Source organism: Rhodopseudomonas faecalis, from assembly GCF_003217325.1.
Classification (GTDB): Bacteria; Pseudomonadota; Alphaproteobacteria; order Rhizobiales; family Xanthobacteraceae; genus Rhodopseudomonas; species Rhodopseudomonas faecalis.
Window position 1 is genome coordinate 16628 of sequence record NZ_QJTI01000005.1, and the last position, 21570, is coordinate 38197.

Annotated in this window: 14 protein-coding genes and 1 pseudogene; 7 read left to right on the top strand and 8 right to left on the bottom strand. The window is 65.7% G+C overall.

The window, feature by feature from the left end; translation table 11 throughout:
- Window positions 1–205: 205 nt before the first annotated feature.
- Window positions 206–757: a beta-1-3, beta-1-6-glucan biosynthesis protein gene (locus tag BJ122_RS05790; RefSeq protein ID WP_110780182.1), complete on the bottom strand. Its 552-nt coding sequence runs from the start codon at window positions 755–757 to the stop codon at window positions 206–208.
- Window positions 758–1014: 257 nt separating this feature from the next.
- On the opposite strand from BJ122_RS05790, the gene BJ122_RS05795 reads away from it, so the two are divergent.
- Window positions 1015–2703, top strand: a complete 1689-nt coding sequence (locus BJ122_RS05795) for a glycoside hydrolase family 17 protein (RefSeq protein ID WP_110780183.1) — start codon at window positions 1015–1017, stop codon at window positions 2701–2703.
- A 270-nt stretch (window positions 2704–2973) separates the two neighbouring features.
- Here BJ122_RS05795 and BJ122_RS05800 read toward each other — a convergent pair whose 3' ends face one another.
- Both BJ122_RS05800 and BJ122_RS05805 read right to left on the bottom strand, forming a co-directional pair.
- Window positions 2974–3354, bottom strand: a complete 381-nt coding sequence (locus tag BJ122_RS05800; RefSeq protein WP_027277290.1) for a hypothetical protein — start codon at window positions 3352–3354, stop codon at window positions 2974–2976.
- A 72-nt stretch (window positions 3355–3426) separates the two neighbouring features.
- Window positions 3427–4788, bottom strand: a complete 1362-nt coding sequence (locus tag BJ122_RS05805) for a hypothetical protein (RefSeq protein WP_110780184.1) — start codon at window positions 4786–4788, stop codon at window positions 3427–3429.
- A 167-nt stretch (window positions 4789–4955) separates the two neighbouring features.
- Here BJ122_RS05805 and glmU point away from each other — a divergent pair, with 167 nt between their 5' ends.
- The 3 genes from glmU (at window position 4956) to BJ122_RS05820 (ending at window position 9295) form a co-directional block, all read left to right on the top strand.
- Window positions 4956–6323 carry a bifunctional UDP-N-acetylglucosamine diphosphorylase/glucosamine-1-phosphate N-acetyltransferase GlmU gene (gene glmU / locus BJ122_RS05810; protein ID WP_110780185.1) on the top strand — a complete coding sequence of 456 codons (1368 nt, stop codon included), beginning with the start codon at window positions 4956–4958 and terminating at the stop codon, window positions 6321–6323.
- 144 nt (window positions 6324–6467) lie between these two features.
- Window positions 6468–8294, top strand: coding sequence for a glutamine--fructose-6-phosphate transaminase (isomerizing) (glmS, locus tag BJ122_RS05815; protein WP_110780186.1), 1827 nt, complete (start codon window positions 6468–6470; stop codon window positions 8292–8294).
- A gap of 221 nt (window positions 8295–8515) precedes the next feature.
- Window positions 8516–9295, top strand: coding sequence for a DUF502 domain-containing protein (locus BJ122_RS05820; protein ID WP_103010567.1), 780 nt, complete (start codon window positions 8516–8518; stop codon window positions 9293–9295).
- Here BJ122_RS05820 and recG read toward each other — a convergent pair whose 3' ends face one another.
- Complete coding sequence (recG, locus tag BJ122_RS05825) at window positions 9296–11395, bottom strand: ATP-dependent DNA helicase RecG (protein WP_110780187.1); 2100 nt, start codon at window positions 11393–11395, stop codon at window positions 9296–9298. It lies immediately after the preceding gene.
- 161 nt (window positions 11396–11556) lie between these two features.
- Between recG and BJ122_RS05830 the strand changes: the two genes are divergently transcribed.
- Window positions 11557–11847 carry an FAD assembly factor SdhE gene (locus tag BJ122_RS05830; protein ID WP_103010568.1) on the top strand — a complete coding sequence of 97 codons (291 nt, stop codon included), beginning with the start codon at window positions 11557–11559 and terminating at the stop codon, window positions 11845–11847.
- Window positions 11844–15362, top strand: coding sequence for a transcription-repair coupling factor (mfd, locus tag BJ122_RS05835; RefSeq protein WP_110780188.1), 3519 nt, complete (start codon window positions 11844–11846; stop codon window positions 15360–15362). The genes BJ122_RS05830 and mfd overlap by 4 nt, the downstream gene beginning before the upstream one ends.
- A 17-nt stretch (window positions 15363–15379) precedes the next feature.
- Here mfd and BJ122_RS05840 read toward each other — a convergent pair whose 3' ends face one another.
- The 3 genes from BJ122_RS05840 to BJ122_RS05850 are packed head-to-tail and all read right to left on the bottom strand — an operon-like array spanning window position 15380 to window position 19921.
- Complete coding sequence (locus BJ122_RS05840; protein WP_110780189.1) at window positions 15380–16618, bottom strand: GGDEF domain-containing protein; 1239 nt, start codon at window positions 16616–16618, stop codon at window positions 15380–15382.
- 50 nt (window positions 16619–16668) lie between these two features.
- On the bottom strand, window positions 16669–18198 hold the full coding sequence (locus BJ122_RS05845; protein ID WP_181418882.1) for an AMP-binding protein: 1530 nt from the start codon (window positions 18196–18198) through the stop codon (window positions 16669–16671).
- A 4-nt stretch (window positions 18199–18202) separates the two neighbouring features.
- Window positions 18203–19921, bottom strand: a complete 1719-nt coding sequence (locus BJ122_RS05850) for an extracellular solute-binding protein (RefSeq protein ID WP_110780319.1) — start codon at window positions 19919–19921, stop codon at window positions 18203–18205.
- Between the two features lie 364 nt (window positions 19922–20285).
- Here BJ122_RS05850 and BJ122_RS05855 point away from each other — a divergent pair, with 364 nt between their 5' ends.
- Window positions 20286–21056, top strand: coding sequence for an invasion associated locus B family protein (locus tag BJ122_RS05855; protein ID WP_110780190.1), 771 nt, complete (start codon window positions 20286–20288; stop codon window positions 21054–21056).
- A gap of 136 nt (window positions 21057–21192) precedes the next feature.
- Here BJ122_RS05855 and hspQ read toward each other — a convergent pair.
- Window positions 21193–21525: pseudogene (gene hspQ / locus BJ122_RS05860) on the bottom strand (heat shock protein HspQ).
- Window positions 21526–21570 lie beyond the last annotated feature (45 nt).

Below are 21570 nucleotides of genomic sequence, written 5' to 3' on the forward strand. Positions count from 1 at the left end.
GTGCTGCCGGATCACGACACAATTCATATCACGACAACTCATATCACGACGTGGCGAATTGAGGGCGGCGCGAACGCCAACCCCGAATATTCGCCATCGTTCCGATCCGCACTGGCCAAGGCATGTGATCCGACCCTTGATCCCAAAACCATTTTTGTAAGTCCTGGGGTCAAGGTGTTGGTTCAAACCGAAGCCTTGCGGCGTCTTACTTGCCGGCCGGAGCCGGCGCCGGGGCCGGTGCCGGAGCCGCGGGTGCAGCCGGCGTCGCGGCGGCCTGCGGCTGGGCATTCGGATTGACCCAGCAGGCATGCACGCGGCCGCTCAGGCTTTCCGGCGCCTTCGGGTCGATGCCGCCGATTCGAACCAGGCAGCGGAAGGTGGCCTGGACATGGCCGCCCGGGCAGCCGAAGCGGTCATAAAGGTCGAGGTGACGGAAGGCGGTGTCGAGATCGTCACGCCACATCAGCCCGACCACACGCCGGCCCAGCCAGACGCATTCCGGGTTGCCGGCCGGACCGTTGATCGCCTGCGCCGCTTCGACGAATTCGTCGGTCTTGCGCTGGTTGTCCTTGGCGGCATCGCTCGGCGCGGTCGCGGCCGGGGTGCTCGGATTGGCGGCTGGCGCTTTGCCCTGATCCTGGGGGCGCAGATCACCGCTCTGGGCGAGAGCGCCTCCGATTCCAAGGGTCAGCAGCAAGCCAGTTGCAGCTACGCAACGCACGACGGCAGTTTTGCGCTCGATCAGCAGTCCACGCATGAAGTCCCCGATTATCTCTGGCCTTCCCGATCAGCCATCACAGCTCTTGATGGCCTTCATTGGTCCTGAAATCGGCCAAGGCCCGGCAGATTCCCATGACTGACATTTTCAGCTTTGTCCAGCGAAGGCGATTACCTCTTGTAACATGACTGGCAGGTGAACAGCGCGTTGCTGAACGGCTAGCCTTTAGGAGGGATTTGCCATGTTCATTCCGGCCTTGGCAGATCGGCGGTGAACGGCTATCGACGGTCCGCCTTTTGCGGAGGACGGAACCCATTTCTTATCGGACGCCACTGGCGCTTCTCCTGGTCTCGCTCAGCCTCATCGTTGCCGCGTGGTGGTGGCTTGCCACTCCCGTGTCGCTGAGCCGTGCCCCCATCGATCCGAGCGATAAGCTCGAATGCGTGTCCTATGCCCCGTTCCGCGGGAGCCAGACGCCTTTGATCGCCTCGACACAGATCGCCGCGGAGCAGATCGCGGAAGATCTGGCGCAGCTTGCGAAAATCTCGAAATGCGTGCGCACTTATTCGATCCAGAACGGCATGGATAAGGTGCCGGAGCTGGCCGAGAAGGTCGGGCTGAAAGTGATGCTCGGCATCTGGCTGGGCGGCGACCGCTACAAGAACGCCGCCGAGATCGCCGGCGCCGCCGCTCTCGCCAAGGAATATCCCGGCGTGATCACCGCGGTGGTGGTCGGCAACGAGGTGCTGCTGCGCGGCGAAATGACTGCCGCCGATCTGGCTGCGACGATTCGCCAGGTGAAGCCCAAGGTCAAAGTGCCGGTCACCTATGCCGACGTCTGGGAATATTGGCTGCGGCATCGCGACGTCTATGACGCGGTCGATTTCGTCACCATTCACATCCTGCCTTATTGGGAAGACCTGCCGGTGCGCGCCCGCTACGCCGCCGCCCATGTCGATTCGATCCGCAAACGCGTTGCGGTGGCGTTCCCGAACAAGGAAATCCTGATCGGCGAGACCGGCTGGCCGAGCGCCGGGCGGATGCGCGAAGGCGCGCTGCCCTCGCGCGCCAATCAGGCGCGGGTGGTGTCGGAAATTCTCAGCCTGGCAAAGCGCGAGAACTACCGCGTCAATCTGATCGAAGCCTATGACCAGCCGTGGAAGCGGCAGCTGGAAGGCACGGTCGGCGGCTATTGGGGTCTGATCGACGCCGACCAACGGGCGTTGAAATATCCGGCGGGTCAGCCGGTCAGCAATTATCCGTTGTGGAAGATCTATCTCGGCTGCGGCCTTGGGCTTAGCGTGCTGGTGTTCGGCGCGGCGATGCTGACCGCGCGGCGCCGGCCGTGGTCGCCGCGCTTCTTGTCGTGGCTGGCGGTCGGGGTCTCGGCGACCGCGTCCGGCGTGCTGTTTGGCATCGCCGTCGACAAGATGATCTATGAAAGCCTCGGCTATGGCGGCTGGGCGATGTGGGGGCTGCTGCTGGCGGCCGGTACGCTGGCGCCGATTCTGGGCGCGAGCGCGCTGATCGCGGGCCGGGCGCTGCCGAGTTTCCTCGAACTGATCGGACCGCGCGAGGGCCGCACCAAATCCTGGCTGGCGCGTGGTTTGGTGCTGTGCTTCGGCGTCACCACCGTGATTGGGGCGATGACCGCGCTCGGCTTCACCTTCGACCCGCGCTATCGCGACTTCCCGTTCGCGTCGCTGACCATGGCGGTGCTGCCGTTCCTGGCGCTGGCGCTGCTCAACCGGCCGACGCATGGCACGCGGCCTATCGCCGAAGCGGTGTTTGCCGGGGTGTTTGCCGTGACCGCGATCTATACCGGCTTCAATGAGGGGCCGAAGAACTGGCAGGCGCTGTGGACGGTCGCGGCCTATCTGATGATGGCGGTGACGCTGTGGCGGGCGCGGGGCGAGCAGCCCCACGACGACAATAACCGGCCGGCGCAGTCCGAGCCGAGGCTGGACGCTGCCGCCGCCCTGTAAAGGCGACAGCGAGACCTGACGACAAGCGCGCGCTGCGGTTCTGATCACACCAGAGCCGCAGCGCGCTGCGTTTGGGCGGGCTTTTTGGGGTGTGGCTGCGCTGGTTGCCGCGAGCCTGCCGGAGGGCCTCGCCGCCCAACAGGTGGTCTCGCACGCAAAAGCGTTCCGTGCGCTCACACAGCTGCGGCGACCATTATTTGCTGAATCGTCGGGAAGCGACGGAGCGGTGGCCGGCGCTGGTGAGCAGCGCCGCCACTTGAGCGATTGCCGCTACGCCGTTTCCGGCGCGGGGCGGGCAAAGCCGAGGATCAAAAGGCCGATCGCCACGCCCGACAGCGCCACATTGTAGAGCACAATGCCGAAGCCCGCGGCCACCAGGCCCGCGGTGAGCAGCACGATCGACGGCCGGATCACGTGCAGAACCGCGATCACCAGCGCGGCAATGCCGAACACCGAATGGCGGAACAGATAGGTCATCAGCGATCGGGTCTGGCACAGCATGCTCTGCTGGCCGGCCTCGCAGGCCAGCGACACGGTCGAGAATTCGATCGCGAGATAGCGAAGGTAGAGCGCATAGCCGACCGTCGTGAAGCCGACGATCAACAGCCACTGCACCTGATAAGGCGTCAGCCGAAAGGGATGTTTCTTCATCTCGTAATTATGCGGCGATTTGCGACCAAGAACAACCGCGACGGACGGCGCAAGCTTTGGCGAAAGTCCCGTTCAGCGCAGGCCGAACAGCGAGTTGAGCGATGACGGCTGCAGCGACGAATGCGGCGGCGGTGTCGGCGGGTTTTGCGGCTGCGGCGGCACGTGCTCCGGCTCGGGCTCGGGCGAAAACCGGGCGCTGGTGCGCTTTTTGGTGGTGGTCGGCTGCGGCTGCGGCGGCGGCGCGGGCGTCGCCCGTTTGGTCGACAGCCGCTGGCCGTCATACATCGCGGTTTCGCAATACTGATCGGCCGCGGTCAGCCCGGCGCACAATTTGGCGGCGGTCGCGGCGTCGGTGATCGGCCCGGCGATCAACCGCAACTGGGTGCTGGAGCCGCGCTCTTTGACCGTTACGACCGGGGTCAGAGCGCTCAGCGTCTTGTGGGTTTTGATCATGCGCGCCCACATCACCCGCAGATTGTCGAGCGAGTTGCCGCCGCCAAGATCAATGCCGAATTCGGTGCGCGGCACCGGAACGCTCGGCTGCTTTGGCTCGGCCGCCGCCGGTTCCGGCTCCTGGGTGGTGCTGACCACCGCCGGTGGCGCCATTGGGCGCGGCGCCGCGACCAGGCTTGCGCGCGAGGCTAGATGCGGGTCGGTCGGCGACGCCGTGGCGGCAGCCGGCGTGGTCGCAGCGGCGGGGTCGATCAGCCGCCCGGCGGCGGGATCGGGCGGCCCCAGCATTGCTCGCGAGATCACCACTTCCGGTTTGGAGGGGGCGGACGGCGGCGCGGACGGGGTCGCGGCAGCTCCGGCGGCCGCCGGGGCAGGCGTTTCGGCAGGCTTGGGCGCTCCGGTCTCAATTTCCGGTCGGGACGCGGGCACCGGCACTGGTTCCGCCGCGGGGGACGCCGGCCGCGCGGCTTCGGCGACGGTTTTGTCGCCGTCCTGCGCCGGTCCTGGAGCCGGGGGCGTGGCCCGTGCGGCTGATTTCGGCGCTGGGTGGGCAGGCTGAGCGGCCACCACCGGCAGATGCGGCGGGAAGGCGGCCGCGCCCCTGGCGATCGATCCGGTGACCGATTCCAGGTTCTGCTCCATCATAGTGACCCGGGTGAACAGCCGGTCGCGATCGCTGTTCAGGGTTTCGATCGCGGCGCCGAGCCGGGACAGCTCGCTCTGGGCCTCCTTGGTCAGGCGCTGGATCTGCTGGGCCTGGCGTGCCAGATCGGCAGAGACCATTTGGCCGTGCTGGTCCTGCCCGGAGGATTGGCTGACCAGGATCGCCAGCACCAATGCACCGACCGCGCTCACCGCCCATGAGCCGAGCCGCCACAGCGCGCGCTGATCCAAATCCTCTTCCTCGGCCAAAACGCCGAACAGACCCCGATCGGGGTCGGTATGCAGGCGTTCCGCCAAATCAGCGTGTTTGGTGGTCATACGATCTCTGCCGGCCCCTTCGCGGCGCGAATCATGGGCCAAGGATATCAGGGAAAGCGAACTGCATCGTGGCTGATGGTATCCCCGGACGAGGCGGCAAGGTTTGCAGAACCGCCGAAAGGCATTATGAAAACCTTCCCCGCCGCCTGAGGATCGTGACCGAATCCATGTCTGCCCGCACCAGCCTAACCATTGTGCTCGCCGCTGGCGAAGGTACGCGAATGCGTTCGTCCTTGCCGAAGGTGCTACATCGCGTCGCAGGTGAGACCCTGCTGGCGCATGTGCTGAAGGCCGCGCCGGGCGGCGATGGCGCTGCGCTCGCCGTGGTGATCGGTCCCGATCACGCCGCGGTCGCCGAGGAGGCGCAGCGCGTCCGTCCGCAGGCCGAAACTTTTGTGCAGAGCGAGCGGCTTGGCACCGCGCATGCCGTGCTGGCGGCGCGCGCCGCGCTCGAACGCGACGCCGACGACGTGCTGATCGCGTTTGGCGATACCCCGCTGATTTCTGCCGAGACGTTTGCGCAACTGCGCCAGCCGCTGGCGCAGGGCGCGGCGCTGGTGGTGCTTGGTTTCCGGCCCAACGATCCGACCGGCTACGGCCGGCTGCTGGTCGAAAACGGCGCCCTGGTCGCAATCCGCGAACATGCCGACGCCTCCGAGCAGGAGCGCGCCATCGGATTGTGCAATGCCGGCTTGATGGCGATCCGGGGCGATGTGGCGCTGTCGATCCTGGAGCGGATCGGCAATGCCAATGCCAAGGGCGAGTACTACCTCACCGACGCGATCGCGATCGTCCGCGAGCGCGGCCTTCAATCGATCGTGGTCGAAGCCGACGAAGACGAAGTACGCGGCATCAACACCAAGGCGCAGCTCGCCGAGGCGGAAGCGGTGATGCAGGCCCGGCTGCGCCGCGCCGCGCTCGACGCTGGCGTCACCATGATCGCGCCGGAAACGGTGTTTTTGGCGGCTGATACTGTTTTTGGAAAGGACGTCACCATCGAGCCGTTTGTGGTGATCGGCGAGCGCGTCTCGATTGGCGACGGCGCGGTGATTCACGCCTTCTCGCATCTGGCGCAGGCGGTGGTCGGCAAGGACGCCTCGGTCGGTCCTTATGCGCGGCTGCGGCCCGGCACTTTGCTCGGCGACGGCGCCAAGATCGGCAATTTCGTCGAGACCAAAGCGGCGCAGATCGATGCCGGCGCCAAGGTCAATCACCTGACTTACATTGGCGACGCCCATATCGGCAGCAAAGCCAATATCGGCGCCGGGACCATCACCTGCAATTACGACGGCTACGGCAAGCACAAGACCGAAATCGGCGCTGGCGCCTTTGTCGGCTCGAACACTTCGCTGGTAGCGCCGGTCAAGATCGGCGCCGGAGCCTATGTCGGCTCGGGCTCGGTGATCACCCGCGAGGTGCCGGATGACGCGCTGGCGCTCGAGCGCGCCGAGCAATCGGTGCGGGAGGGCTGGGCCAAGCGCTATCGCGACGCCAAGACCCGCGCCAAATCCAAAGATAAGTCACATCGCGCGTGAGCCGTGACCGGCAGCGGTTGCGACCCACGCGATCGCTTGTCTTAGTTCGCAATGAATATTGATTATCTGCGATTGTAGAGAACCCAGTAAGACACGCGAGACGTTTGGGGCTGTCTGCATTCGATTCTGGAGTAGTTGATCCGCATGTGCGGCATTGTCGGCATTTTGGGGCAGGGTCCGGTCGCGGATCTGCTGGTGGATTCGCTGAAGCGGCTGGAATATCGCGGCTATGATTCAGCAGGTGTGGCCACGCTGGAAGGCGAGCATATCGAGCGGCGCCGCGCCGAGGGCAAGCTGCGCAATCTTGAGGCGCGCCTGAAGGATGCGCCGCTGCAGGGGCGCGTTGGCATCGGCCATACCCGCTGGGCGACGCATGGCAAGCCCACTGAAAACAACGCCCATCCGCACGCCACGGAGCGCGTCGCGGTGGTGCATAACGGCATCATCGAGAACTTTCGCGAGCTGCGTCAGCAGCTCGAAAGCACCGGTGCGCAATTCACCAGCGACACCGACACCGAGGTGGTGGCGCATCTGGTCAACTCCTATCTGGAGCAGGGCCAGTCGCCCGAACAAGCGGTGCGGCTATCGCTGCCGCAGCTGCGCGGCGCGTTCGCGCTCGCGTTCCTGTTCACCGGCCATGATGATCTGATGATCGGCGCCCGCAAGGGATCGCCGCTTGCGATCGGTTATGGCGACAGTGAAATGTATCTCGGCTCGGATGCGATCGCTTTGGCGCCGTTCACCGACACGATCAGCTATCTCGAAGACGGCGATTGGGTGGTGCTGACCCGCACCGGCGCGGTGATCCGCAACGCCGATGGCGAGGTGGTGAAGCGCGAAACGCTGAAATCCGGCGCGTCGTCATTCGTGGTCGACAAGGCCAATTTCCGCCACTTCATGGCCAAGGAAATTCACGAACAGCCCGAAGTGGTCGGCCATACGCTGGCGCGCTACATCGACATGGCGACCGAGCGCGCGGTGCTGCCCGCCGAGCTGCCGTTCGATTTCCGCGACATTCAGCGCGTCTCGATCACCGCTTGCGGCACGGCGAACTACGCCGGCCACGTTGCCAAATACTGGTTCGAGCGTTTTGCGCGGCTGCCGGTCGAAATCGACGTCGCGTCCGAATTCCGCTACCGCGAAGCGCCGCTGTGCCGCGGCGATCTTGCGATCGTGATCTCGCAATCGGGCGAGACCGCCGACACGCTGGCCGCGCTGCGCTACGCCAAGGAGCAGGGGCTGCATACGTTGTCGGTGGTCAATGTGCCGACCTCGACCATCGCCCGCGAAAGCGAGGTGGTGATGCCGACCCTGGCCGGGCCGGAGATCGGCGTAGCGTCCACCAAAGCCTTCACCTGTCAGCTGATGGTGCTGGCGGCGCTGGCGGTGGCAGCCGGGCGGGCGCGTGGCGAATTGTCGGAGGCCGACGAAACCAAGCTGGTCCATGGCCTGATCGAAGTGCCGCGGCTGATGTCGGCGGCGCTCGCCACCGAGCCGCAGATCGAACGGCTGGCGCGCGACATCGCCAAGCGCCAGGACGTGCTCTATCTCGGCCGCGGCACCAGCTATCCGCTGGCGCTGGAAGGCGCGCTGAAGCTGAAGGAAATCTCCTACATCCACGCCGAAGGCTATGCCGCCGGCGAGCTGAAGCATGGCCCGATCGCGCTGATCGACGAGAATATGCCGGTGGTGGTGATCGCGCCCTTCGACCGGGTGTTTGAAAAGACCGTGTCGAATATGCAGGAAGTGGCGGCGCGCGGCGGCAACATCATTTTGATGACCGATGCCAAGGGCGCGGCGGAAGCCAGCGTCGAGGCGCTGGTCAACATCGTCTTGCCCGACATGCCGTCGGCGTTCACGCCGATCGTCTATGCGATCCCGGTGCAGTTACTTGCCTATCACACGGCCGTCGTGATGGGCACCGACGTCGACCAGCCGCGCAATCTGGCGAAATCGGTGACCGTGGAATAAGGGCAGGGCACGGCTAGGTCGCGGAGTGCACCGCCCGGTTGCACCGCGGCCACAATTTCCCGATAAGCTTTGGACAATTCTGGCCAGCGGCGATTGCGCCCGCGCCGTTGGCACCAGATATGCAATACTCCAGCTGCGCGTGCGGATTCTCTCGCGGTGTCCGGCACTGGCGGCTAGCGCGAGTGTTCATGACTGAACTGCATGACTGACCTGGATGCCCAATGACCGGCGACGATAAATCCCTGCAGCCCGCCATCGACAACAAGACGGAGCCGCCACGCGGCTTCGCGGGACGCATCCGCAACTACTTTCTGACCGGCATCATCGTCGCTGGCCCGATCGCCATCACCTTCTATCTGACCTGGGGTTTCGTAAACTGGGTCGACAGTTTTGTGCGCCCGTTCGTCCCGGTGGATTACCGGCCCGAAACCTATCTGCCGTTCGCCGTGCCGGGGTCAGGTCTGGTGGTGGCGTTTGTGGCGCTGACGCTGCTCGGCTTTCTGACCGCCAATTTGATCGGCCGCACCTTGGTCGATTTCGGCGAACGGCTTTTGGGCCGGATGCCCGTGGTGCGGGCGATCTATCGCGGCCTCAAGCAGGTGTTCGAGACGCTGTTCTCGGCAACCGGGTCGAGTTTCCGAAAAGTCGGTCTGGTCGAGTTTCCGGCGCCGGGTATGTGGTCGATCGTGCTGATCTCGCAGCCGCCGAGCGTTGAAGTGTCGTCAAAATTGCCGGGGCGTGAGGAGCACATCTCGGTGTTTCTGCCCTGTGCGCCGAACCCGACCACCGGCTTCTTCTTCTACGTTCCCAAGAGCAAGATCATCGAAGTCGATATGACCGCGGACGCTGCGGCGACGCTGATCATGTCGGCAGGCGTGGTGCAGCCGGGCTCCGATCCGCAGAAGAAGATCGCGGCGCTGGCTGGTTCGGTGATCGCGGCGCGCGCCGCGGCCGATCAGCCGGAATCGGCGTTTTCGCGCCGCCGCGTCAAAGCGGACTGATCAGCCGGCGCCGAGCAGCGGCAGCGCTTCGTCGCGCTCATAGAGATAGAGCAGGCAGCGCAGCGCTTCGCCGCGCGGGCCCTGCAGCTTGGGATCTTCCTTGAGGATGGTCAGCGCTTCGTCGCGCGCCTGCGCGATCAGCTGGGCGTGCACCTCGGAACGCGCGATCCGGTAGCCGGGCAGGCCGCTCTGCCGCGTGCCGAGCACGTCGCCTTCGCCGCGCAGCTTCAAATCCTCTTCGGCGATCCGAAAACCATCGGTGGTTTCACGGATCACCTTGAGGCGCGCCGCCGACATCTCGCCCAGCGGCTCGCGATACAGCAGCAGGCAGGTCGAAGCCTCCGAGCCACGGCCGATCCGGCCGCGCAGCTGATGGAGCTGCGCGAGGCCAAAGCGCTCGGCATTCTCGATCACCATAATGGTTGCGTCCGGCACGTCGACGCCGACTTCGACCACCGTGGTTGCGACCAGCACGCTGATCTGCCGGCCGGCGAATTCGGCCATCACCCGGTCTTTCTCGGTGCCGCGCATCCGGCCATGGACCAGTCCGACCTGATCGCCATAGCGCTCGCGCAGGCTCTCGAAACGCTGTTCAGCGTCGGTCAGATTGACCGCCTCGGATTCCTCGACCAGCGGGCAGATCCAATAGACCAGCTTGCCGGCGGCGATCGCGCGGCCGACCGCATCCATCACTTCGGCCAGCCGGCTGCTCGGGATGGCGCGGGTGTCGATCGCCTGGCGGCCAGCTGGCTTTTGGCGCAGTTCGGAAACATCCATGTCGCCGAAATAGGTGAGCACCAGAGTGCGCGGGATCGGCGTTGCGCTCAGCACCAGCACATCGACGCTGGCTCCCTTGGAGGTCAGCGCCAGCCGCTCGCGCACGCCAAAGCGGTGCTGCTCGTCGACAATCGCCAGCGCGAGGTCGTGGAACACCACGTCGTCCTGAATCAGCGCGTGGGTGCCGATCACGATGTTGAGCTCGCCGCTGGCGAGCTGCTGCAAAATCTCGCGGCGCTCCTTGCCCTTTTCGCGGCCGGTGAGAATGGCGGTGCGCAAGCCCGCGGCGGCGGCGAGCGGCGCGATGGTCTTGGCATGCTGCCGCGCCAAGATTTCGGTCGGCGCCATCAGCGCGGCCTGTTTGCCGACTTCCGCCACGGCAGCGGCGGCCAGCAGCGCCACCACGGTCTTGCCGGCGCCGACGTCGCCCTGCAGCAGCCGCAACATGCGCACCGGCTGGCGCAAATCCTCGGCGATCGCCGCAATTGCGTCGTGCTGAGAGGCGGTCAGTTCATAAGGTAGCGCTTCGATCACGCGGCGGCGCAGCGCACCGTCGCCGGCATTGCGGCTGCCGGCCGGGCGGCGCAACTGCGCGCGCACCAAGGCCAGTGCCAATTGCCCGGCGAGCAGTTCGTCGTAGGCGAGGCGTGACCAATACGGGCTGGCCGGCAGCGCATCGCTGGGCTCGACCGGGCGATGGACGCGCTGCAACGCCTCGGCGAGCGGCGGAAACTGGCAGCGCCGCAGCACCTCGGGGCTGATCCATTCCGGCAGCTCCGGCAGTTTGCCGAGCGCTTGCGCGATCGCGCGGCGCAGCGAGCCGAGCGCCAGGCCCTCGGTGAGCGGATAGACCGGATCGATGCCGGTGAATTGCGCCAGACCCGCTTCATCGACGACGCGGTCGGGATGCACGATCTGCAGCGTGCCGTCGAACAGCTGCGCGGTGCCGGACACGTAACGCTTGGTGCCGACCGGCAGCAGCTGTTCCACATAGCCGGGCTTGGCGCGGAAATAGGTCAGCACCACGTCGCCGGTGTCGTCGCTGGCATAGACGAGGTGCGGCGCGCGCGAGCGGCCGGGCGGGGCCGGGCGATGGCGATCGATAGTGACTTCCAGCGTCACCACCGTGCCCGGCACGGCGTCGCGGATTTTGGGCCGGGCGCGGCGGTCGATCACGTTGGACGGCAGATGCAGCAACAGATCGACCAGCCGCGGCGTCTGGTCGCGATCCAGCAGATAGCGGAACAGTTTGTCTTGCTTCGGGCCGACGCCATTCAGGCTGGTGACCGGCACGAATAAGGGATTGAGGCGTTCTGGACGCATCCGCCGACTCAGGGGTTGCTCAAGCTGTGCGTGGCTGTTGGCTTGGATGCATTTTGTGGCGAATGCAATGCACAGGCTGAGGCTGACAGCGCCGCCCGACACCGCTATATCGGGCGGGCCCGGCACCGTCCGGGCTTTTGGCGTTGAAGCGGATGGTGACAATGACGGGAACGACACGATCGAGCGGTGGGCTCGACGACCGGCGCAAGCGGCTGCTGTTTCGCTGCTGGCATCGTGGCACGCGCGAAATGGATCTGATCCTCGGTCAGTTTGCCGATGCCGAGATCGGCAGCCTGACGGACGCCGAGCTCGATGAATTGGAGCGGCTGATCGAGGTCAACGATCACGATCTCTATGCCGCCGTGTCCGGCGGCGGCAAACTGCCGCCGGAATTCGAGGGCGGTCTGTTCGAGCGGATCAAGCGCTACGGCAATTGGGATCGCGACGCATGAAGGCCCCGCACCGTTCGCCTGCCGATCTTCTAAATCCGGGGCAGCCGCTGACCTTCGCCAATGTGGCGGAAGGTGCGGAAGGTCTGATCATTTCCGATCTGGCCCGGACGGTGGCGGCGAAAGCCAAGCCGCCGGCGGTCAGCCTGGCGGTGATCTGTCGCGACGGCTCGCGCATGCAGCAATTGGCGCGTGCGCTGGAATTCTTCGCGCCCGATCTGGCGGTGATGCAATTTCCAGCCTGGGACTGTCAGCCCTATGACCGGGTGTCGCCGCATGGCGGCATCCTGGCGCAGCGGCTCACAGCCTTGGCGCGGCTGTCGCGGCTGACCGGCAGCGACAAGCCGCTGATCGTGCTGACCACGGTCAACGCCGTGGTGCAGCGCGTGCCGGCGCGCGAGCAGGTGGCGGCGCAGGCGCTGTCGGTGGCGCCGGGCAATGTCGTGCCAATGGACTCGATCGTCGCCTGGCTCGAGCACAATGGCTACAACCGCGCCTCGACCGTGCGTGAGCCCGGCGAATATGCGGTGCGCGGCGGCATTCTCGATCTGTTTCCGGCCGGCCTCGATCAGCCGGTGCGCTTTGATTTCTTCGGCGATCAGCTGGAATCGATCCGCACGTTTGACGCCGAGACCCAGCGCACGCTGCATGCGATGCGCGGCCTCGATCTCGTGCCGGTGTCGGAGTTTCAGCTGGTCACCGAAACCATTCGCCGGTTCCGGATGGGCTATGTCGCCGAATTCGGCGCGCCGACCCGCGATGACGGGCTCTATGAAGCGGTCAGCGAAGGCCGGCGCTATCCAGGCATGGAGCACTGGCTGCCGCTGTTCCAGGATCGCATGGACACGCTGTTCGATTATCTCGACGGCACGCCGGTTGCGATCGAACCGCAGAGCGAAGACGCCGCGCGCGAACGCTTAAAACAGATCGCCGATTACTATCTGGCGCGGAAGGAAGCACGCGACCTGCCCGGCAGCGGCGCGATCTACAATCCGTTGCCGCCGGACCGGCTCTATCTTTCCGAGGACGAATGGGACAAGCGGTTGCAGGGCCGGGCGCTGGCGCGGCTGACGCCGTTCGCGATGCCCGAACAGGGCGGCGCGGTGATCGACGCCGGCGCCAAGCAAGGCCGCAATTTCGCGCCGGAGCGTGCTGATAGTTCGGTCAATGTGTTCGAGGCCTTGGTCGCGCATATTAATAGCCTGCAGGCCGCGCGCAAAAAGGTGGTGGTGACGCTGTGGAGCGAAGGCTCGCGCGAGCGCATGGCGAGCATGCTGGCCGACCACAAGCTGCACAACATCACCAGCGTCAACACCTGGCGCATGGTGCAGGCCACGCCGCGCAACGAGACCATGCTGGCGGTGCTCGGCATGGAGTCCGGTTTCGAGACCGACGCCTTTGCGGTGATCAGCGAGCAGGACATTCTCGGCGACCGTTTGGTGCGGCCGCGGCGCGCCAGCCGCAAGCTCGACAATTTCATTTCCGAAGTCACCAGCCTGACGACCGGCGACATCGTGGTGCATGTCGAGCACGGCATCGGCCGCTTTGTCGGGCTGCAGACACTCGAGGTCGGCGGCGCGCCGCATGACTGCCTCGAACTGCATTACGCCGGTGATACCAAGCTGTTTCTGCCGGTCGAAAACATCGAGCTGTTGTCGCGTTATGGCTCGGACAGCGCCACGGTCGAGCTCGACCGGCTCGGCGGCTCGGGCTGGCAGGCGCGCAAGGCCAAGCTCAAGAACCGCATCCGCGAGATGGCGGGCGAGCTGATCAAGATCGCCGCCGAGCGTCATCTGCGCGAAACGCCCAAAATCGTGTTGCAGCCCTCGCTCTATGACGAGTTCTGCGCGCGCTTCCCCTATGAGGAGACCGAGGATCAGCTCGGCGCCATCAACGCCGCGCTGCACGATCTGGAAAGCGGCAAGCCGATGGACCGCCTGGTGTGCGGCGACGTCGGCTTCGGCAAGACCGAAGTGGCACTGCGCGCCGCCTTTGCGGTGGCGATGGAAGGCAAGCAGGTCGCCGTGGTGGTGCCGACCACGCTGCTCGCGCGCCAGCACGCCAAGACCTTCACGGAGCGGTTCCGCGGTCTGCCAGTCACGGTCGGTCAGGCGTCGCGGCTGGTGACGCCAAAGGAGCTGTCGCAGGTCAAGAAGGGCATCGCCGACGGTTCGATCGACATCGTGGTCGGCACCCACGCGCTGCTCGGCAAGGCCATCAAGTTCAAGGACCTCGGCCTGTTGGTGGTCGACGAGGAGCAGCATTTCGGCGTCACCCACAAGGAACGTCTCAAGCAGCTGCGCGCCGAAGTGCACGTGCTGACGCTGAGCGCGACGCCGATCCCGCGCACGCTGCAATTGGCGCTCACCGGGGTGCGCGATCTGTCGATCATCGCCTCGGCGCCGGTTGATCGGCTGGCGGTACGCACCTTCGTGGCGCCGCACGATCCGCTGATGATCCGCGAGGCACTGCTGCGCGAGCGCTATCGCGGCGGCCAGGCGTTTTATGTGGTGCCGCGCATCGACGATCTCGCCGGCGTCAAGGAGTTCCTCGACAAGAACGTGCCGGAAATGAAGGTCGCGGTGGCGCATGGCCAGATGCCGCCGACCGTGATCGAAGACATCATGTCGGCGTTCTATGACGGCAAATACGACATCCTGCTCTCGACCACGATCGTCGAGTCCGGTCTCGATATTCCCAACGCCAACACCTTGATCGTGCACCGCGCCGACATGTTTGGCCTCGCCCAGCTCTATCAGCTGCGCGGCCGGGTCGGGCGCTCCAAGCTGCGCGCCTATGCGCTGTTCACGCTGCCGTCGCAGCACAAGATCACCGCGCAGGCCGAGCGCCGCCTCAAGGTGCTGCAATCGCTGGAAACGCTCGGCGCCGGTTTCCAGCTCGCCTCGCACGACCTCGACATCCGCGGTTCCGGCAATCTGCTCGGCGAAGAACAGTCCGGCCACATCAAGGAAGTCGGCTTCGAGCTCTATCAATCGATGCTGGAAGAGGCGATCACCAACCTCAAGGCCGGCGTGGTCGAGCCGGTCGCCGATCGTTGGTCGCCGCAGATCACCATCGGCATGCCGGTGTTGATCCCGGAAGAATTCGTCTCCGATCTGTCAGTGCGGCTGTCGCTGTATCGCCGGTTGGCTGATCTCGACACCGAGGACGAGATCGACGGCTTTGCGGCCGAACTGCGCGACCGTTTTGGCCCGCTGCCGGACGAGGTGCGCTATCTGTTCAAGGTCGCGACCATCAAGTCCTATTGCCGGCGCGCCAATGTCGAGAAGGTCGATGCCGGTCCGAAGGGCGCGGTGATCGCGTTTCGCGACAATGCGTTCGCGCATCCGGAGAAGCTGGTCGGCTTCATCAAGATGCACGGCCAGGCCGCCAAGGTGCGGCCGGATATGAAGGTGGTGTTCCTGCAGCACTGGGCGACGCCGGAAGAACGGCTGGCCGGCACCACCGACATTCTCAAGCAGCTCGCCAATCTCGCCGACGGCCGCAAGGCGGCCTGATCGGCGGCGCGGCGCCGTCAGCCGGCGGCGACCGCGCGCTCTGGCGGCGGCTGCAGCCGCGCCAATAGCGACTTGGCGGAATCGCCGGGCGCCAGCGACGCGATCGCGATGTCCGGATCGATCCGGGCCTCGCGCCGGGTGCCGTGCGAGGTCTGTTTCATCACGCTGGCGAGCCGGCGCGTGATCGATTGCGCGCTGCGCTGATCGGCGCCGATCAGGACCAGCAGCAGCGAGCCGTCATCCTGCAAGGTGCCGAAATCCATGCGCCGCATCAGCCGGCTGGCGATCAGCGCGGCGTCGGTGCGCACCCGCAGTTCCTTGTGTTCGAAGGTGAAGCGCGCCACTGACAGCCCGCCGCCGCGCGCCTGGGTCTGATACACCGCGGTCGCAAAATCGCGCTCAAAGGCGGATGGGGTCAGCAGGCCGGTGCGCGGGTCGATCAGGCCGCCCTGGTCGAGCGATTGCAGTGTGCGATTGAGCCGCGCGGCAAAGGCGTGCTGCCGGAACAGCGCCAGCGCATCCGCGGCAATGCATTCCGGGTCGCCAAGCGCGATTTCCATGTTGGGCAGTTCGCTCGCCACGGTCGCGCCCGGCACGGTGACGATGATCGGCAGGTGCCGGAACCGGGAATCCTCGGCCATCACCGTCAAAAACGCTTCCACCACGCGCGGGCTAAAACCGTCGCCAAGCACGATGCCGTCGAGCTCGCGGCTGTTGAGATGTTTGGCGGCGCCCTCGATGCTCAAGGTGCCGACCACGCCGACCCGCTCGCCAAGCGCGACCGACAGCGCGGCATAGCCGCCGCCGCGGCCGAGCAGCAGCACGGTGGCGTCGGTGCGCGGATCGGTGGCTTGCAGCGAGGTCCGCAGCGTCAGGTCGTTGCCGATGCGGCGCAGCACGGTGTCATGCAGGCTGCGAACCCGCAGCGCCGCTTTGAGCCGCGGCACCAGCCGCTGATAGCGACCGTCGATCGGGTTGAAGGCGATTGCGGTGCTGGGCAGCGTATCGCGCGGCTCGACCACGATCAGCGGCACATAGGGCTCGCAGCTTGCCACCCGGCGCGCCAGTTCGTGCAGATGATGGTTCTGATCGGGGGCGGCGACGATCACCGCGGCCGGCTGCAATTGCTGCACGCTGTCCAATGCGTCGCGCCAGCCGGCTTCGAGCACCGGAGACAGTCCGGCTTCTGACAGGGTTTCTGTCACTCTCGACTGCAGCGCGGACGACACCAGGACGATCGGACCAGGGTGCGACATCAATCACCGGAACAGAGCGTTGAACACGCTTCTGTTCTAGCCGCGCCGGCTTAATGCACTGTCAACGTCGCTTGCCGTTCATCGGCCTGTGAAGAACTGTCTCTAAAGGCCTCAACCATAAGAGGATTCAGGCCAAGTTCAGAGAGCGCTTCCCGCGCCTTGGAATTGTCGGCGGCGCGGCCGGCCAGCCGGTAGCCGCTCAGTTTGTCGGGCAGGGCGGTCAGCAGCGCGCCATGTCCGAGCCGCTTGGCCCATTCTAGCAGGTCCTGCGACAGGAACCGATAACCGCCTACGGTGATGATGCCCGGCGGCGGCGCGGTGATGCACAGCGCGCCGGTGGCCCGGTCGGTGCGTGCCGCATAGCCGGTGTCGACATAGTCGGGCGGAGCGGAATCGATGTCCATCCGGCTGGGAGCGTCCGGCGCATAGGCCGCGATCGGCACCATCGGGCCACGCAGGCCGAGCGTGCCGTTGCTGGTCAGCAGCGTCTCGCCCGCGGTCGAAGACGACGCGGCCTCGCGCGGCACGCCATGCACGCCAAGCTTGATCGGCAGCGGGGCGCCATTGTCGGGGCGGCGCGCCGCCAGCAATCCGGCCTCGCCGAAAAGATAGACGTCGGTCAGCGCGGCCGACGCCTCACCCCATTGCGGGCTGGAAAACACTTGTTCGGGCGTGCGCCAATGCGCCAGCACGCTTTGCAGCCGCGGCGCGCCGGCGAGCACACCGGCTTCCGACAGCCGCATCGCCAGCCCGGCCGGGATGCTGAGCGCATCGCAGCCAAGCTCGTTGATCTGGCGTTCCAGCACTTCGATGTCGAACGGATGATGCAGCGCCAGCGTGCCGCCGCTCAGCAGCCAGGCGACCAGCGACGACGCCAGCCCGGCAAAAGAGGTCGGCGCCATCGCCGACAACAAGGTGGCGCGTTGCGGCAGCCGGCTTTCCAGCGCCAGCACCAGCCCGCCGGCGGCCATGTGCAGATGGGTGCGCGGGATCGGCCGAAAACCCTGGGCGGTGACGTCAAAGGTCACGATCGCCGCGCGCCGGGAATCCTGGCGGGCCGCGGTTTCGATGATCGGCGGCGCCGCCATCACGTCGTCAAGCGGCGCCATGCCTTCCGGCAGATTGCTGCCGAAGCCGGCGACGTAGCGGATCGAAAATGCCTCGGCGGCGGCGGCCATCGCCAGGTCGGCATGGTTGACGCCGTCAATGCGGCTGGTGGTGACGATCGCGCGCGCGCCGGTGCGGTTCAGCGCCATGGTCAGCTCGGCCTGGCGCCACAATTGCGGGAGCAGCGCTACCACCAGTCCGGCGCGGTGCGCGGCCAAGATGGTCAGAAACAGCTCGATGCAATTGGGCATTTGCACGGCGATCACCGCGTTGACCGGCAACCCGGCCGCGGTGAAATGCGCCGCCAGCGCCGCGATCGCGCGGTCCGCCTCGGCATAGGTCAGGCGCTGCGGGGCCTGGCCGGTGATCCGCATCTTGTCGGCCGGATCGATCAGCGCCATCAGGCCGGGCTCGCGCGCCACAATCCGGCGGAACATGTCATCGAGCGTCGGCGACGCGGCGTTCTGGCTCACGGGATCACCTTTGCGATGGTCGAGGCGGCGCAAACCACCACGTCTCGGGCAGGACGCCGGAGAGGGCGGTACTGGACGGCATTTGTATCCGATTCCAGCGGGCGATCCATTGTTCAGGCACGTTATAGGCTGGAATCGCATAGAAACCGGCGATCAGCACCCGGTCGAGCGCGCGCACCGCGCTGACGAACTCCTCGCGGTCGCGGGCCTCCAGCATCGCTGCGATCATGGCGTCGATCGCCGGGTCCTTGGCGCCCATGTAGTTGCGGGTGCCAAGCACCTCGGCCGCGGCGCTGCCCCAGTAGAACGCCTGCTCATTGCCCGGCGACAGCGACTGATCCCAGCGGTTCTGGATCATGTCGAACGCGTAGCTGAGCCGGCGCTGGTCGAATTGCACGCCGTCCACGGCGCGAATCTCGGCTTCGATGCCGGCGCGTTTCAGATCGCGGGCATAGGCCAGCGCGATCCGCTCCTGATCGCGGGTGGTGACCAGGATTTCAAAGCGCAGCGGCTGCCCGGTGTCTTGGTGTTTCAGGATGCCGCTATCGAGCGCAAAACCGGCCTCTGCCAGCAGCGCCAAGGCGCGCCGCAGGGCGTCGCGGTCGCGTCCCGAGCCGTCGCCAGCCGCCAGGCGGAAGCTGCCGTCGATGATCTCGGCCGGCAGACGGTTGAGATAAGGCGCCAGCAACTGCCGTTCGCGATCATCGGCCGGGCGCTGATAGGCCGAGAGCTGCGAGCCGGGGAAATAGCCGGCAACCCGGCCATAGAGCCCGAAGAAGTAGTTGCGGTTGATCCAATCGAAATCGAACAGCAAGGTCAGCGCCTCGCGTACCCTGATGTCGGCAAACACCGGCCGGCGGGTGTTGAACACCAGATATTCGGTCGGCTGCGGCAGTCCGGTCTTGATGGTGTCGCGCCGCACCTCGCCGTGTTTCACGGCCGCGAATTTGTAGCCCTCGTGCCAGCGCAGCGGCTCGTGCTCGATCCGGGCGTCATACAGGCCGCGCTTGAAGGCTTCGAACTGGCCATTGGCCTCGCGATAGAAGTCGAGCCGGACCTCGTCAAAATTCCACAAGCCGCGGTTCAGCGGCAGGTCGCGGCCCCAATAATCGGGATTGCGGGTCAAGGTCACGCTCGCGGTGGGACGGACCGCCGTGACCTGATAGGGCCCCGATCCGAGCGGCGCGCTGAGTGTGGTTTCCTCAAACTTCTCGGGATCGACCGCGTGCTTGGCCAGGATCGGCATCAGCCCGAGAATCAGCGGCAATTCGCGGTCGGCGGCGCCGCCGAAATCGAAGCGGATGGTGCGCGCGTCGATAATCTCGGCCTTGGTGACCTTGGCGTAGTACAGCCGGTAGTTCGGCCGGCCCTTGTCGCGCAAGAGCTGCCAGGAGAATAGCACGTCCTCGGCGGTGACCGGGCGGCCATCGGCAAAGCGCGCCTGCGGCCGCAGCCGGAAGGTGACGTAGCTGCGCGCCTCGTCGGTCTCGACGCTCTCGGCGAGCAACCCGTACAGCGTAAAAGCCTCGTCATGACCGCGGGTCAGCAGGCTCTCGATCACATAGCCGCGCATCTGCGGCACGGCGATGCCTTTGACGATGAACGGATTGAGGCTGTCGAAGGTGCCGGAAAGCCCGAGAATCAGCCGCCCGCCTTTCGGCGCGGCTGGGTTGGCATAGGGCAGGTGGCTGAAGTCCGCGGGCAGCGCCGGGGTGCCGTGCATGGCCAGCGCATGGGCCGGGCCGGGCTTCTGTTCGGCAGCGGCCCCGGATAGTGCCTGAAACAGGCAAAAAGCCAACCCCGCGGCCAATTTGGCCGCCCAAAGCAGGGACTTGCCCCGTTTGCAGCGCGGTGATTCGATCAACGGCACGGCCCATCTCTAGCACATCTGCCGGGGGCTTCGATTGGGGTTGGTAATGGCAAGCCGGCATTGATCTTTTCAACCGCCGCTGTATTGAATGCCCCCACATTGACCATGCCGCGAGGCCTGCCACGTATCCGCCGCAATCGGTTTCGAGACAGGCGCCGGCGAGATGTCGGCCTCCGCTGCATTTTGGGGGCGCTACCGTTCAGAAAGGGTCTCCGCAATGAATTTCCGTCTCTTGGCCGCGTCGGCTCTGCCGCGCGGGGGAGCTATCGCCCTGCTGGCGGCGACGTTGACCGCCATGACCGCGATCCCGGCGGCGCAGGCGCAGCAGGCTCCTGCCGCGCAGGGTGCGCAGCCTCAGGGTGCGCAACCGAAGGCCAAGGCTGCCCCGGCGCCCGCTCCGGCGCAGAAGGGTGCCGCGCCGCAGCAGGCAACGCCGCCCGCCGATCAGCAGGTGCAGCTCATTTACGCGCCCTGGACCAAGTTCTGCCTGAAGGGCCAGGAAGCCAACGCCAAGCAGGTGTGCTTCACCGGCAAGGACGGCCGCATTGAATCCGGCCAGCCGGTGATCGCTGCCGTGATCATCGAGCCGGAAGGCGAGCCAAAGAAGATTTTGCGCGTGACGCTGCCGCTCGGCATGCAGCTCGTGCACGGCACCCGCGTGATCGTCGACAGTAACCAGCCGATGCAGAGCCCCTATGTGATCTGCTTCGCCAATGGCTGTATGTCGGACTACGAAGTGACGCCCGATCTGCTGTCCAACCTGAAGAAGGGCCAGAACCTGATCGTGCAGGCGATCAACGCCAATGGCGCGCCGCTGACGCTGCCGCTGCCGCTGGCTGAGTTCGCCAAGGCCTATGACGGCCCGCCGACCGACCCGAAGCAGTTCGAAGAAACCCAGAAGAAGCTGCAGGAAGAACTGCAGAAGCGGGCCGAAGAGCAGCGCAAGAAGCTCGAGGCTCAGCAGCAGGCCAATCCGGCCGCCAAGTAATCCGCGCAAGCAACATGACCAAGGGGAGCCCAATCGGCTCCCCTTTGTTGATCTGGACTTCTTTTGTCTGAAGTTCCGTGCTTGAGAGCCGATCACGCGCAGAGCTGATCGCTGCCTGCGCGGTTCGCTCAGGTGGTCAGTTCAGCGACGAATTGCGCGGCCGGTAGCAGCCGGACTTGTCGCGCACAAAGATCTCCGACACCTGCGAATGCCGGATCGGCTCGCTCGAGTCGTCCGCCACCAGATTCTACTCCGAGACATAGGCGACATATTCGGTGTCGGCATTTTCGGCGAGCAGATGATAAAACGGCTGATCCTTGTGCGGTCGAACGTCCTCGGGGATCGACAGCCACCATTCTTCGGTGTTGTCGAACACCGGATCGATGTCGAAGATCACGCCCCGGAACGAAAACACCCGATGGCGAACGATCTGTCCAATCTGGAAACGGGCAGTCCTGATCTTGATCATCCCACGTCGAATAAACCAGGAAGAGCCGCGAGGCTAGAGCCGGCG